Raw genomic sequence first — 11,967 nt, 5'->3', positions numbered from 1 at the left:
TAGATGAAAGAAGCGCTGAAAAAGCTTCCGGACAGCCCTACATTGGCTGAGCTGAAACCTCAGGTTGGAGAGAAAATCCAGCTAGAGTTACGTTCACCAACTGGGCGGATTAGCTCACGCCTTTTGGGTTTTAAAGAGGGTGCAAGTTTGATGGTGACGGCGGTCTCGACCACTGGACGTGTGCCGGTGGTTAAAGAAGGCCAGCGCCTGAATGCGCGTATGATCAGCGGTAACTACATCGCGGCTTTCAGTACGCGTATCCTGAAAATTCAAAACACCCCGTTTACCTATTGGCACCTGGAATACCCGCAGCAATTGGAAGCGCGACGGATTCGCAAACATACGCGTGTGCCTGTCAGCCTCAAAGTATCCATGGATGAATATGAGGAAGGCAGTTCTACTGTGGGTATTTGGCCTTGTAGTGGCTTTTGTACCGATATCTCGTTGGTGGGGGCTTGTATCGAGGTTTCGTCTCCTCTGGGGAAGATTGGTGATCAGCTCTATCTGACACTCAGGGTATCGGTGGCTGATATTGATCAGATTATTCTGGCGCCTATCATCATTCGTAATATAAATCAGATCGAAACGGATCCGGTGAACGTATACCGTCATGGGGTCGAGTTTCTCGAATTGGATGAAGATACCCGTCTGATTCTGGCAAGTTTTGTTTATCAACAATTTCTGGTTGAAACCGGGAGTATTGATGAATTGGGATAGAGGTAGATTACGTGTTTAGACTGGGTTTGATTGTTAATCCGCTGGCAGGTGTTGGTGGCAGCGTTGCACTAAAAGGCAGTGATGGTGAAGAGACGGCGCGTAAAGCGCTGGAGCTGGGTGCGGAACCTAAAGCGAATCTACGCACCTTGCAAGCCTTGGATGTGCTTAAAGGGTTGGAGTTGAAGATTGTCACCTATCCAGCGGAAATGGGTGAGCAGGTAGCGCGTGATGCCGGATTTGAGCCGGAGGTGATCGGTCGTATTAGCAGTGGAGTAACCTCTGCCGAGGACACCGAACGGGCCGCGAAAGAGATCGTGGAGCACGGTGTTGATCTGATCCTGTTTGCAGGTGGTGATGGTACTGCGCGGAACATTTGTAACTCTCTGAACGACAGCTTCCCGGTGTTAGGCATTCCGGCGGGCGTTAAGATTCATTCCGGTGTGTACGCAGTGACACCTAAGGCCGCAGGTGAAATTGTTGCGATGTTGGTTCGGGGTGAGTTGGTGACCCTGGGTGATCAGGAAGTGCGTGATATTGACGAAGCAGCATTCCGGACCGGTGTTGTACGCGCTAAGTATTATGGTGAGTTACAGGTACCACAAGAGCATCGTTATCTGCAGCATGTCAAAAATGGCGCTAAAGAAAGTGAAGAGCTGGTGCTGGATGATATCGCGGCGGACTTCGTTGAAAGCATGGAAGATGATGTGCGCTACATCATGGGATCAGGCACTACTGTACAGGCGTTGATGGACGAACTGGGCTTAGGCAACACCTTGCTGGGTGTTGATCTGATCGAGAATGGTGAAGTGATTGCTGCCGACTGTACGGCTGAGCAGTTGCTTGAACTCACCGAAGGCGTTGAGAGTCGATTGGTTATCACCGTCATTGGTGGACAAGGACATATTATCGGGCGTGGTAATCAGCAGTTGAGCCCTGAGTTATTAAAGCGTCTGGGTAAAGAAAATATGATTGTCGTCGCGACAAAAACCAAACTGCGCGAACTGGACGGTCGCCCGCTCATTGTTGATAGCGGTGATACAGACGTTAATAAGCAACTGTCAGGCGTGATTCCGGTGCGCACTGGTTATCATGATTCTGTGCTCTACCGTGTGGCGGATCTCTGATCCGCCCGCTAAGCTGAAATAGGCGTCTGTGGCGGAGGGCTGACATGCTAGTTCATTGGTTACGATTTCTGGTTTTGCTGTTGGCGCCTGCCTGGATGCATGATCGTACACCCGATGAAAGGCACTTCTTTCGTCGCCGCTTTACCCTTAAACACTATAAAAAGCGTAAGAAAGTACGTTACATCTGGTTATCTGCAATTTCTGTGTGGCTGATCAATCCTACCCTGCCAATGATGATCTTCGTTGGTTTGTTATCAACCTTTCTATCCTTCAGTTTGCTGGATGAATCTTCCTGAAACTTTTCTGTCATAAGCGCGCTGTACAGTCTCCGCAAAGTTTATCGTACTGACTTCAAGAGGCTTGAGATGAAAAAACTGATTGCTGGTGCCGTGATTGCAGGTGCCCTGATGAGCGTTTACGGCTGCCAGTCCACAGCGACAAAAGAAACGGCTAAGCCGGTTGCTGAAGCTCCAAAGCTGAATAATGATGACCTGTATGAAGTGGTTCAGGAAGGTCGTTACTATGTGTTTGATGATTTCAAAACGTACCAGTCTTTCCTGACGGTGGGTGAAACTTCATACCGCAAAGTGTTCATCGGTGGTGGTCCACACGGTGAAACGCTGGTGCATGGTCTGATGGGTAAGGATAAGAAAAAGCTGTCTGGTATCGCGGGCGTAGAGATGTTTGCGGGTAAGATGGAAGCGGCTGAAGACTTCTACGGCGAAATGCGCGGTGAAGATGGCCGTCTATATGTCTTCAATAACCTGAACGATATGGAAGATATGCGTAAGGTTGGTGAAGCGCCATACCGCTTCACTCAGATTGGTGCTGGCCCGCAGGGACAGACAGTTGTATTTGTGCTGAACAAAGGCAACAAGAAAAAAGAACCTGTTGCACTGGTTAGCCGTTTTAAGGCGATGAACGGTCTGTAAGCCGCATTCTCTGCTGATATTGAAAAAGGGCCATCTTCAGGCCCTTTTTTACGTCTGGTTTTCCGTGTGAAAACATCTGTATCAGCGAACTTCCAATCTTGCATCCACGCTACTGTCTGCCATCAGGGTCAGCAACGCCGTCATTGGTTTCTCAGAGGTGCTTTCCCCTACAGGTACAACGAATGGTGCGGTCTCGTGTGTTATGCCGTTTTGTACCCAGGACACGGTCACGGGGTTACCTTCGTATTCCCGGGCAGGAAATCGTGTAGAACATTGGGTGCCCGTCAGAATCGTCCCGCAGTAAAACTTCCCGCCAAACGCCTCTACCAGGATAGTCACCTCATGTGCAGTTGTATTGCTGTTGTTCGCCAGCACTACAGTGTTTATCTGAGGTTTGGGGTGAAACAGAGACGTCGCGCATCCCGTTAGAAACGTCGTTGCAAGCGCTAAAGTGAGTAGGCTCGTACTGCGAATGAACAGTCTCTTCATCTGATCTCCATGATGATCTGCGAAAGAATATAGATCGGGTAACAAAAGTAGGGACCACAAAGTGGGTCTGATGTTGCACTGTGATTGGAAGAATATAGTCTGAATTAGTTCCCTGGAGTAATCACTCGAATCGGTTGTTGGCTGATATCTTCCTGTGCGGAGTAATAGTCTGCAATGTCTTCAATTTGCTGGTCAGTGAGTTCGAAGGTCACTTTCGACATCATACTGTCGGGAACGATCTGATTACGATGTCCTTTAAGTTTGCTGATGATTTGCTGTTTTGTCATCGTATTGAGTGGAGGCCAGCCGGGAATGGCGGCATTGCCGGTATGCTGGTGGCATTGACTGCAAGCGTTCAATACATCGGGTGGGGTGTTGTCGTTTTCTCCGATAGCCATGGACGTGATCAGAAATAGGCCCGAGAAAAGTGAAACGACCTTAATATGTTTGAAGTTGGCCATCGGTTTGATCCCTTTTAAAGGGAGTATAGACAGCAAACGCTATGGCAGTGACGTTGTGTGTAAGATTGTGGATCTGTATCAAAAAAGGGCCTGAACTCAGGCCCTTTTTTATATTGGAACTTAACCGCGCTTTTGCAGCGCTGCAATACGATCATCCAGAGGAGGATGGCTTGCCAGCAGGCTCATAAAGCCACTTTTCAAATGACTGCTGATGCCGAAAGCGGTCAGTGACCCAGGCATTTGATCAGGCATTTCGGATTCTGCTTTCAGGCGCTGCAGAGCACCGATCATCGCGTGATTGCTCGACAGGTTTGCACCTGCTTCATCAGCACGATATTCGCGATAGCGGGAGAACCAGGAAACCACAATGGATGCCAGAATGCCGAACAGGATTTCGAACACAATCACGGTGATGAAATAACCAATACCGTGACCGCCTTCACCTTCCTCTTCATCGCTGCTCAGGAAGTTATCAACGACGGATGCGGCGATACGGGCAAAGAACATAACAAAGGTGTTGACCACGCCCTGTACCAACGACAGCGTAACCATGTCGCCGTTAGCAACGTGGCCGATTTCATGCGCCAGCACGGCGCGAACTTCTTCTGGACGAAAACGTTGTAGGAGTCCCAGGCTGACGGCAACTAATGCGTCATTTTTATTCCAGCCAGTAGCAAATGCATTCGCTTGCTGAGCCGGGAAAATGCCGACTTCAGGCATCTTAATACCAGCCTGTTGAGACAGTTCTGCCACAGTATCCAGTAACCACTGCTCATCTGCATTGCTGGCTTGTTCGATAATTTGAGTTCCGGTTGATTTTTTCGCCATCCATTTGGATATGAACAGAGAAATCATTGAACCGCCAAAACCAAACATCGCACACATAATCAGCAGGCCGGACAGGCTGTTGGTATTCACACCCAGCAGGCTCATGGTGATACTGGCTACGATCAGAATGGCTATGTTTGTCGCTAGAAAAAGCGCTATCCGCATCATGGTATTTAAGGTTTCCAGTTGTTGGGTTATCTGATTATTAGAAGTTATAGAACAGTTAGATATAGGCATTGGCAACAAGTTTCAAGTTTTGCCGTGCAGGTTTTGACTATCGGACTGGTGGTCGCGTAATACGCGCACTATAATCGCCATTTTTTGTGGCACGATTCCCATGCAGCGCATATTAGATTCTATACAGCATCAGTTAACCGACGCAGGTTCAGAAACGCGTCGATTGTTCCATGGCCGTGGTCATTGCTACGAGGGCTTAGAGGATCTGGTCATCGATTGGCTGCCGCCTTATGCCGTTATTCGGTTATATAAAGCCGTGGATGAAGGATGGCTAAACCAGTTGTGTGACGCGATGCGCCAGTTTGAGGTGATCACCGGTTTAGTGGTTCAGCAGCGTGGTCGTGGTTCCGATGCGATGAACTGTGTTGTTTGGGGTGATGTGCCAGAACAATCAGAAGTCACTGAGCTGGGTGTGAAGTATCACATTAAACCGTCTCGCAATCAGAACAGTGGATTGTTCCTCGATATGCGTGAAGGTCGGCGTTGGGTTCAGCAAAATACGAAAGGGCAACGTATACTTAACTTGTTTGCTTATACCTGCGGTTTTTCTGTAGCAGCTATTTCCGGCGGTGCAGAGCATGTGGTAAACGTAGACATGTCGCGTAGTGCGATTGATACAGGTCGGGAAAATCATCGTCTTAATGGTTTTGCCAAAGAGGCCGTTACATTCCTCTCCTATGACCTGTTCCGTTCATGGAAGCGTATACGTCAACTTGGTCCGTATGATCTGATTGTTATTGATCCGCCAAGTTTTCAGAAAGGCAGCTTTATAGCAGAGAAGGACTACCGGAAAGTGATTCGCCGTCTGCCGGAGTTAGTTGCCGAAAATGGTCAGGTAATGGCCTGTCACAATGACCCGAAGCTGGGGACCGACTTTCTGAAAAGTTTAATGTTGGAGGAATGCCCGGATTTTCGCTTTGTTGAAAGGCTGAAGAATCCGGCTGATTTCCCGGAAGCGGAGCCGGAAAAGGGACTTAAGGTGCTGTTGTATAAGAGGGAAGGTTAAGTGGACATAATTTATATGGATCTGGAGGCCAGCGGACTGGGAGCTGAGTCTTACCCGATTGAAGTTGCTTGGAAGTGTCCTGCGACAGGCCTGAGTGATAACTTCTTTATTAATCCTGACAGTATTTCTCATTGGCGTTACTGGGATGAGTTTGCCGAAGAGCTGCATGGTCTTGACCGCGAGCGATTGGTGACAGAAGGCATTAGCGCGGAGGCGGCGTGTCAGCGATTGAATGAGGCGCTGAAGGGTAAAACGCTGATCAGTGATGCCTTGGAGTTTGATTCTTTCTGGATGCGCCGGTTGTTCAAAGCTGTGGGGGTATCTTCAGAGTTTAACATGGCGGGGCTGGACGCTATTTTGAGCGCAGAAAGACTTATCCAGTATCGTTTTATTGCGCGTAGCCAGTTTCGAAGGCACAGGGCGATGCAGGATGTTGATGATCTGATCCTGGCAGTTGAGGCTGTTAGCGCAGAGCAGACAGAAGAATTTTGATCGGGTAGTCATATCCGAGATACAAAAAAGGCAGCCAAGACGAGCTGCCTTTTTTGTATCTGTGTGGAGCGATTAGTCGTTCAGACCTTCGAGACCTGATTCTAGCTCCAGGGCTTCACCAAGCTCAGACAGAATGTTGCTGGAGAGGCCTGCGATCTCAGCTACATCCTGAGGGAAGAAATCGCGAAGTTCGGCAATGTCCGTTTCATTTCGACGTGCGGCGTTAATCACGCACGCGAGATTAACCACGGCTGCGAGGGCAGACGGGTCTTCGAATTCAGTTGGCTTCTTGTGTTGTAGAACGGCTTCACCGAGTTCTGCCGGGAAAGACCACATGTCCAGCAAAGCCTGGCCTGCCTGGGGTGTTACAAAATTGAGGCGCTCCATCTCTGCGTCGGAGCGGCTACAGCCGGTTTCGTCGACCCGAGTCTGGATAGCTTGTGCTAATTTCGGTTTGGAAATATGGAGTAAAAGGCGGCCAATGTTGTGAATCAGACCGACGGTAAACGCCATATCAGCATCGACTTTCTCTGATTTTTCGGCGAAGAATCGTGCAGCAGTCGCAACGAAAAATGCTTCTGACCAGAACTGCTTAAGATCCAAGCCCTCCACTGACTTCACCGAGCCAACAACACCTGATGCAATTACCATCGTTTTGAGTCGTGCCATGCCCAGCATGATCACTGCTTCATCGATGGAAGATACTTTGCGGGCTAAACCAAAATGGGCGGAGTTAACTAAGCGGAGGATTTTCAGGGAGAGCGTCTGGTCCTTGGCAACTTTCTCTGCAATTTCGTCATACTTCGCACCTGGATTGTTGAGTTGTTGAATCAGTTCTTTAACAACATCAGGTACGTTTGGCAGCTTGTTTGTTTGTTCCAGTAGTTCACGAACTTCCATATTGGCTCCTTAGGATACGACTTCCTGCTACGGATAAAACGGTGATTAAAACAGGTGTATAGATACTAGGTTTAAGCCGAATATGAATATTTTTCAAATAATTGGGTAAATAAAGATAAAAAATTGCAGCCGGTGAGTCCGGCTGCTTCTGGAAGGGATACTAGCGGTTACTGATTGAGCACCAGGTTTTCGATCTGTTCACGCAGAGCATCGTACTGTCCCATCTCTTCAGGCATAAAGTAGAGCTTGTAGTAACAGCGATCGACCAGCCGACCTTTGGAGCCGCGTACAGACTCTTTGTAAGACCCAAACAGGTAGCTCATCTGGACGTGGATAACGCGTGTGTTTACCGGAACCGTCAGTTCGTGATGTTCCAGATCGAAGCGGGTTTTACTTTCTTTTATCGTGTAGAAAGAGACCTCGGCGACGTGATTCAGGTTGATCAGGAAGTTTGACGTCACTGGCACCAAGTGGCGTTGCTCCAGTCCGTTGTGTTCCATGTAGATGCCGCAGTTTTTTCTGATCTTGATAAACATTGCTAATTCCTGAGAGCAATAAAGTTGATATCGTTTGATCGCCATTCTATTGCGGTTGTATGACGGATATCTTACAGCCGAACGGCTCTATGACACTTTAGTCGCTCTGGCGTTAAGAGCCAGAAAATCAGCAAAAAAGAAGATAATTCGGGTGTGAGAGGTGCGTAGGGAGGAAGGCAGATGACGGAGTATCATCTGCCAGTGGAGCTGTCTTACTGCTCGTATGAGCGTAGGAAAGTACCGATACGTTCGATTGCGTCGGTTAAATCATCTTCTCGAGGGAGGAAGACCAGACGGAAATGCTGAGTGTCAGGCATGTTAAAGCCACTGCCCTGTACAATGAGAACCTTCTGCTGTTGTAGCAGATCCAACGCCATTTTCTCATCGTTCTTGATAGCGTATTTTTTAGCGTCCAGTTTAGGGAACAAGTACAGCGCACCTTTCGGTTTTGTGCAGCTGACACCCGGAATATCGTTGAGCATTTCCCAAGCAAGATTACGCTGTTCATACAGGCGACCCGTTGGGCATGTCAGCTCATTGATACTCTGATAGCCCCCCAGAGATGTCTGAATGGCGTGCTGGGTGGGTACGTTGGAACACAGTCGCATACTTGCCAGCATGTCGAGACCTTCAATGTAGTCTCGCGCCTGATGTCTTGGCCCGCTAACGATCATCCAACCAGAGCGGAAACCTGCTGCACGATAGGTCTTTGAGAGCCCATTAAAGGTAATGCAAAGAACATCGTCGGCAAGGGATGCAATTGAAGTATGTTCAGCTTCGTCGTATAGAATCTTGTCGTAGATTTCATCAGCGAAGATGATCAGGTTCTTTTCGCGTGCCAAATCGATAAGCTGCTGCAGAACCTCTTTTGGATAGACAGCCCCCGTTGGATTGTTCGGATTGATGATGACGAGTCCACGGGTACGCTCGGTTATCTTGCTGCGAATATCTTCCACATCCGGCGCCCAATCAGCCTGCTCATCACAGCGATAGTGGATAGGGTTGCCACCACTCAGGCTGACAGCGGCTGTCCACAGCGGATAATCTGGCGCAGGGATCAGCATCTCATCCGTATCGTTCAGCAAGCCTTGCATGGCCATAACGATCAGCTCTGAAACGCCATTGCCGATGTATACGTCTTCAATGCCAACATTGCGAATCCCTTTACGCTGGGACTCTTGCATCACGGCTTTACGGGCGGAAAACAAGCCTTTGGAATCGCAATAACCCTGAGAGGCGGGCAGGTTGTAGATCACATCCTGTATGACCTCTTCCGGTGCATCAAAGCCCCACGGTGCCGGGTTGCCGATATTAAGTTTCAGAATGCGCTGGCCTTCTTCTTCTAGGCGCTTGGCTTCCTGCAACACGGGTCCACGGATATCGTAACAGACGTTGATCAGCTTGTTGGATTTGCGGATTACTGGCATCTTGTTGTCCTGAATAGCTTGCGTAGCAGCAATAACTGAACGCAACCTACTGTTATCACTCAAATAAAAGATGCGTAATAATACGCGCTTTAACAGCCTAAAAACAGTCCAAAGGGCGCATGAACCGGCGTTTTTGCCTTGCTTGGAAGCGTACGTTTGAGTGGTAGCCTAAAAAACTAAACAATCTGAAGCGCCTGCATATACAGCGTGGCTGTCGCATATCATTTGGTATTTGTAGAGGCAATGATGCTTCAGGGGCCTCTGGAAAAACAACATAGGCATTCCGGCAAGGGTTCTTGAACGTGGTGGCGAGTAAGTATCGTGGATTGGTCCGACTTGCCGAGCAAACCATAATCAGCAGTTACAACGGTGCGATCGCGACCATTCATCCTCCCTGGGCTTTGAGCGTGTAGGGAATAACCAAGAAGGATAATCAGTCTTCATGAAGTCGTTCAAATGGATCTATGAGCATGTCCAGACCCACCTTTCCGGACAAGATATAGAGGCCTTGTTACCGAACCCTCTGACCGTAGCTCAATTGTCTGAGGTACCAGACGATCGCCTGTTTTCTGATATGACACGGCGTGTATTTCGCGCTGGGCTTAAACACTCGCTGGTGGACAGTAAATGGCCTGAGTTTGAAAAAGCGTTTTTTGGCTTTGATCCCGTGAAAATTAGTTTGATGAGTGATGAGCAGCTTGAAAACCTTATGCAGAATGACAAGTTGATCCGTCATTGGGGGAAAATTAAAGCGGCACGTGTGAATGCCTTTATGGTGAGCAGTATTGCCGAGAAGGAGGGCAGTTTTGCGCGCTTTATCGCAAACTGGCCGTCTGACGATATTATTTCACTGTGGGCTTTTTTGAAAAAAGAGGGTGCTCAGCTCGGAGGGAACTCAGGCGCCTCTTTCTTAAGAATGGTTGGCAAGGATACGTTCTTGTTGTCCGATGACGTTGTAGCCGCATTAAAAGCGCAAGGTATTGTCGATAAAAAGCCGACCGCAAAGCGTGACTTATTGATCGTTCAGGATGCTTTTAATCAGTGGCAGCAAGAGTCGGGCCGGCCTCTGTGTCAAATCAGCCGCTTATTATCGTATACCGTTGGCTGGTAGTGTTTGAATGCAAACGCATAGGGACATGTAGATAAGAAGGCCGCTGGATAGTCAGCGGCCTTTGGCTGTGTGGGTATTACCTGAACAGCAGGAAGTCCATTAGCTTTCTATCAGCAAAGGCACGGCTCAGTGTGTCCCCCACCAGTGTGTTGAACAGTTCTTCGTTGTCAGCCGGAGTGGGAGTGTTTACAAACGGTTTAGTTGTATCGGTTTTGTATTTTCCGGTGTAATGCTGGCCATTTTTCTCCACTTTAATCCGTAGCGTTGTTTGGGCGCTGACTTCCTGAAGTAGGTTCTTCATCTTGGCGTTGTAGGTCAGTTCATCCAGGTATACGGTCATGGTGAATTCGCCCGGTTGGAACTGCTTAATACCCATGTCCTCCAGTGCATGCTCAACAGCATGTTCGAGCTGTTCTTGTGCATCGATTAGCGACAGCGGAGCGGTATTTTTCAGGCGGTCAATGCGTTGCCCGATCAACGCTGAATGACGTGTGTCCTCAGCCTTAACATGGATCATCGTATCGGATGGGAGTTTCTGAGTCGCGTTGATTTTGGGGTGCAAGTCCAGATTTTGCGCCGGTAAACCGGAGCAGCCACTTAGTATGGCAGCAGCGAGCAAAGTAGCAGAAAGCGCTTTAATCATTGGGTTACTCCATGTCAGGAATCATTAACGGTTCCAGTGTATCTATATAATCGGCAAGGTTGTCGGCAAGCTTACGCAGAGGTTTTTTACCGGGCTGTTCTAATAAAATTTCACCTGATTCATTATCAATACTGAGGAAATAATCGCCATCAGGTTCCGTGCAAGCAAAGAAAAAAGTTAGAGGCCGTTTTTGCTTACGGGTTGCCAGTGCGTGTCCGATCAAATTGCTTCGCAGGCGCTCCAGATCATCATTATTCCAGACCTGCAGCAAACTGAGCTCTCCATCTTCTGACTTTGCCGGTAGCGGGTCAGACCAGTAACGGCTATAGAATTCGACAAGATCAGGATGTATTTCCACTTCCAGTGCTTCGCCCAGTCTATTAAACATGGACAGTTCTTCTGTTTGTTTCGTCGGTCGCCAAGCAACTCTGTCCCCATCCGTTAAGCTATCCAGATTGTCTCCGGTATAACAGACTGATTGCCATTCTGATTCATAGATCGCTATCGGTGGCTGAGCTTGCAGGGCTTGTTGCTTCTCAATAAAACGATCCAGCGCGGCAGAAACAGATTTATCAGTCATTCTCTTCTCGGTCAGTTTTGCAATGAGAGTGGGGTATGTGGGTACTCTATATGGTTCAAATTCAACAGTTCAAGCGTTTGCTCTAAACAGGCAAAATTAGTTTCACGTGGGCGTAACGGTTCAACTGCATATGGATAGCCTGATTCTTGACCAGGAAATTATGGGTGTTCGGGGACTGGTATGAGGTCAGCGCTGGAGTTGGGCTTAAGTCTATAGTGGGTTTATAGAGAAAAAGGCCGGTGGGTTGATGGTAAAATAACCAGAATTGAACAGCTTTTAAGCATTTGGGAATAAAAGAAATTTTTTTCAATTAAGTGTTTGACAAGCAAATCAAATTCCGTAAAATTCGCACTCCGTTCAGGGCACTAAACCTTGAGCGACATGATTGGCGACAATCTGAAACATCTGGAGCGGTAGTTCAGTTGGTTAGAATACCTGCCTGTCACGCAGGGGGTCGCGGGTTCGAGTCCCGTCCGTTCCGCCA

At 48.4% G+C, this 11,967-nt stretch carries 15 protein-coding genes and 1 tRNA gene; 8 read left to right on the top strand and 8 right to left on the bottom strand.

Annotated elements, in window-relative coordinates; translation table 11 throughout:
- Nucleotides 1-3: 3 nt before the first annotated feature.
- From IOQ59_RS11760 to IOQ59_RS11745, 4 genes are all read left to right on the top strand, one after another.
- Nucleotides 4-717 (top strand): flagellar brake protein, encoded by a 714-nt coding sequence (locus IOQ59_RS11760; RefSeq protein ID WP_193953509.1) that lies wholly within the window; start codon nt 4-6, stop codon nt 715-717.
- An 11-nt stretch (nt 718-728) separates the two neighbouring features.
- Complete coding sequence (locus IOQ59_RS11755) at nt 729-1,841, top strand: ATP-NAD kinase family protein (protein WP_193953507.1); 1,113 nt, start codon at nt 729-731, stop codon at nt 1,839-1,841.
- A gap of 44 nt (nt 1,842-1,885) precedes the next feature.
- Nucleotides 1,886-2,137 (top strand): hypothetical protein, encoded by a 252-nt coding sequence (locus IOQ59_RS11750; RefSeq protein WP_193953505.1) that lies wholly within the window; start codon nt 1,886-1,888, stop codon nt 2,135-2,137.
- A 69-nt stretch (nt 2,138-2,206) separates the two neighbouring features.
- A complete protein-coding gene (locus tag IOQ59_RS11745) occupies nt 2,207-2,773 on the top strand; it encodes a hypothetical protein (protein ID WP_193953503.1) in 567 nt (188 codons plus the stop codon).
- A gap of 81 nt (nt 2,774-2,854) precedes the next feature.
- Here IOQ59_RS11745 and IOQ59_RS11740 read toward each other — a convergent pair whose 3' ends face one another.
- The 3 genes from IOQ59_RS11740 to htpX all read right to left on the bottom strand — a co-directional run bounded on the left by IOQ59_RS11740 (nt 2,855) and on the right by htpX (nt 4,719).
- Nucleotides 2,855-3,262 carry a hypothetical protein gene (locus tag IOQ59_RS11740; RefSeq protein WP_193953502.1) on the bottom strand — a complete coding sequence of 136 codons (408 nt, stop codon included), beginning with the start codon at nt 3,260-3,262 and terminating at the stop codon, nt 2,855-2,857.
- A 104-nt stretch (nt 3,263-3,366) separates the two neighbouring features.
- On the bottom strand, nt 3,367-3,723 hold the full coding sequence (locus IOQ59_RS11735) for a c-type cytochrome (RefSeq protein WP_193953500.1): 357 nt from the start codon (nt 3,721-3,723) through the stop codon (nt 3,367-3,369).
- A 120-nt stretch (nt 3,724-3,843) separates the two neighbouring features.
- On the bottom strand, nt 3,844-4,719 hold the full coding sequence (gene htpX, locus IOQ59_RS11730; RefSeq protein WP_193953498.1) for a protease HtpX: 876 nt from the start codon (nt 4,717-4,719) through the stop codon (nt 3,844-3,846).
- A 169-nt stretch (nt 4,720-4,888) separates the two neighbouring features.
- Between htpX and IOQ59_RS11725 the strand changes: the two genes are divergently transcribed.
- Together IOQ59_RS11725 and IOQ59_RS11720 are read left to right on the top strand one after the other, a co-directional pair.
- On the top strand, nt 4,889-5,794 hold the full coding sequence (locus tag IOQ59_RS11725; protein ID WP_193953496.1) for a class I SAM-dependent methyltransferase: 906 nt from the start codon (nt 4,889-4,891) through the stop codon (nt 5,792-5,794).
- Complete coding sequence (locus IOQ59_RS11720; protein ID WP_193953494.1) at nt 5,795-6,286, top strand: 3'-5' exonuclease family protein; 492 nt, start codon at nt 5,795-5,797, stop codon at nt 6,284-6,286.
- 72 nt (nt 6,287-6,358) lie between these two features.
- On the opposite strand, the gene IOQ59_RS11715 is transcribed toward IOQ59_RS11720, so the two are convergent.
- From IOQ59_RS11715 to IOQ59_RS11705, 3 genes are all read right to left on the bottom strand, one after another.
- Nucleotides 6,359-7,186: an HDOD domain-containing protein gene (locus tag IOQ59_RS11715; RefSeq protein ID WP_193953492.1), complete on the bottom strand. Its 828-nt coding sequence runs from the start codon at nt 7,184-7,186 to the stop codon at nt 6,359-6,361.
- 167 nt (nt 7,187-7,353) lie between these two features.
- On the bottom strand, nt 7,354-7,722 hold the full coding sequence (locus IOQ59_RS11710; protein WP_193953491.1) for a hypothetical protein: 369 nt from the start codon (nt 7,720-7,722) through the stop codon (nt 7,354-7,356).
- A 212-nt stretch (nt 7,723-7,934) separates the two neighbouring features.
- The gene (locus IOQ59_RS11705) at nt 7,935-9,149 is read right to left on the bottom strand and encodes a pyridoxal phosphate-dependent aminotransferase (RefSeq protein WP_193953489.1); all 1,215 of its coding nucleotides are present in this window, start codon (nt 9,147-9,149) and stop codon (nt 7,935-7,937) included.
- A 442-nt stretch (nt 9,150-9,591) separates the two neighbouring features.
- Between IOQ59_RS11705 and IOQ59_RS11700 the strand changes: the two genes are divergently transcribed.
- A complete protein-coding gene (locus IOQ59_RS11700; protein WP_193953487.1) occupies nt 9,592-10,260 on the top strand; it encodes a DNA-3-methyladenine glycosylase I in 669 nt (222 codons plus the stop codon).
- A 76-nt stretch (nt 10,261-10,336) separates the two neighbouring features.
- Here IOQ59_RS11700 and IOQ59_RS11695 read toward each other — a convergent pair whose 3' ends face one another.
- Complete coding sequence (locus tag IOQ59_RS11695) at nt 10,337-10,903, bottom strand: YajG family lipoprotein (RefSeq protein ID WP_193953486.1); 567 nt, start codon at nt 10,901-10,903, stop codon at nt 10,337-10,339.
- Between the two features lie 4 nt (nt 10,904-10,907).
- Nucleotides 10,908-11,483, bottom strand: coding sequence for a SecY-interacting protein (syd, locus tag IOQ59_RS11690; RefSeq protein WP_193953484.1), 576 nt, complete (start codon nt 11,481-11,483; stop codon nt 10,908-10,910).
- Between the two features lie 407 nt (nt 11,484-11,890).
- On the opposite strand from syd, the gene IOQ59_RS11685 reads away from it, so the two are divergent.
- A tRNA-Asp gene (locus IOQ59_RS11685) sits at nt 11,891-11,967 on the top strand.

This window comes from Pontibacterium sinense (assembly GCF_015209595.1).
GTDB lineage: Bacteria > Pseudomonadota > Gammaproteobacteria > Pseudomonadales > Balneatricaceae > Pontibacterium > Pontibacterium sinense.
The sequence above is the reverse complement of the archived record's forward strand: the minus strand, read 5'-3'. Positions and strand labels throughout refer to the sequence as shown.

What these genes read in the sequence shown, in the direction of transcription:
- IOQ59_RS11760 (WP_193953509.1), top strand. Translation starts at nt 4, where the DNA reads ATGAAAGAAGCGCTGAAAAAGCTTCCGGACAGCCCTACATTGGCTGAG.
- IOQ59_RS11750 (WP_193953505.1), top strand. Translation starts at nt 1,886, where the DNA reads ATGCTAGTTCATTGGTTACGATTTCTGGTTTTGCTGTTGGCGCCTGCC.
- IOQ59_RS11745 (WP_193953503.1), top strand. Translation starts at nt 2,207, where the DNA reads ATGAAAAAACTGATTGCTGGTGCCGTGATTGCAGGTGCCCTGATGAGC.
- IOQ59_RS11740 (WP_193953502.1), bottom strand. Translation starts at nt 3,262, where the DNA reads ATGAAGAGACTGTTCATTCGCAGTACGAGCCTACTCACTTTAGCGCTT.
- IOQ59_RS11735 (WP_193953500.1), bottom strand. Translation starts at nt 3,723, where the DNA reads ATGGCCAACTTCAAACATATTAAGGTCGTTTCACTTTTCTCGGGCCTA.
- htpX (WP_193953498.1), bottom strand. Translation starts at nt 4,719, where the DNA reads ATGATGCGGATAGCGCTTTTTCTAGCGACAAACATAGCCATTCTGATC.
- IOQ59_RS11725 (WP_193953496.1), top strand. Translation starts at nt 4,889, where the DNA reads ATGCAGCGCATATTAGATTCTATACAGCATCAGTTAACCGACGCAGGT.
- IOQ59_RS11715 (WP_193953492.1), bottom strand. Translation starts at nt 7,186, where the DNA reads ATGGAAGTTCGTGAACTACTGGAACAAACAAACAAGCTGCCAAACGTA.
- IOQ59_RS11710 (WP_193953491.1), bottom strand. Translation starts at nt 7,722, where the DNA reads ATGTTTATCAAGATCAGAAAAAACTGCGGCATCTACATGGAACACAAC.
- IOQ59_RS11705 (WP_193953489.1), bottom strand. Translation starts at nt 9,149, where the DNA reads ATGCCAGTAATCCGCAAATCCAACAAGCTGATCAACGTCTGTTACGAT.
- IOQ59_RS11700 (WP_193953487.1), top strand. Translation starts at nt 9,592, where the DNA reads ATGAAGTCGTTCAAATGGATCTATGAGCATGTCCAGACCCACCTTTCC.
- IOQ59_RS11695 (WP_193953486.1), bottom strand. Translation starts at nt 10,903, where the DNA reads ATGATTAAAGCGCTTTCTGCTACTTTGCTCGCTGCTGCCATACTAAGT.
- syd (WP_193953484.1), bottom strand. Translation starts at nt 11,483, where the DNA reads ATGACTGATAAATCTGTTTCTGCCGCGCTGGATCGTTTTATTGAGAAG.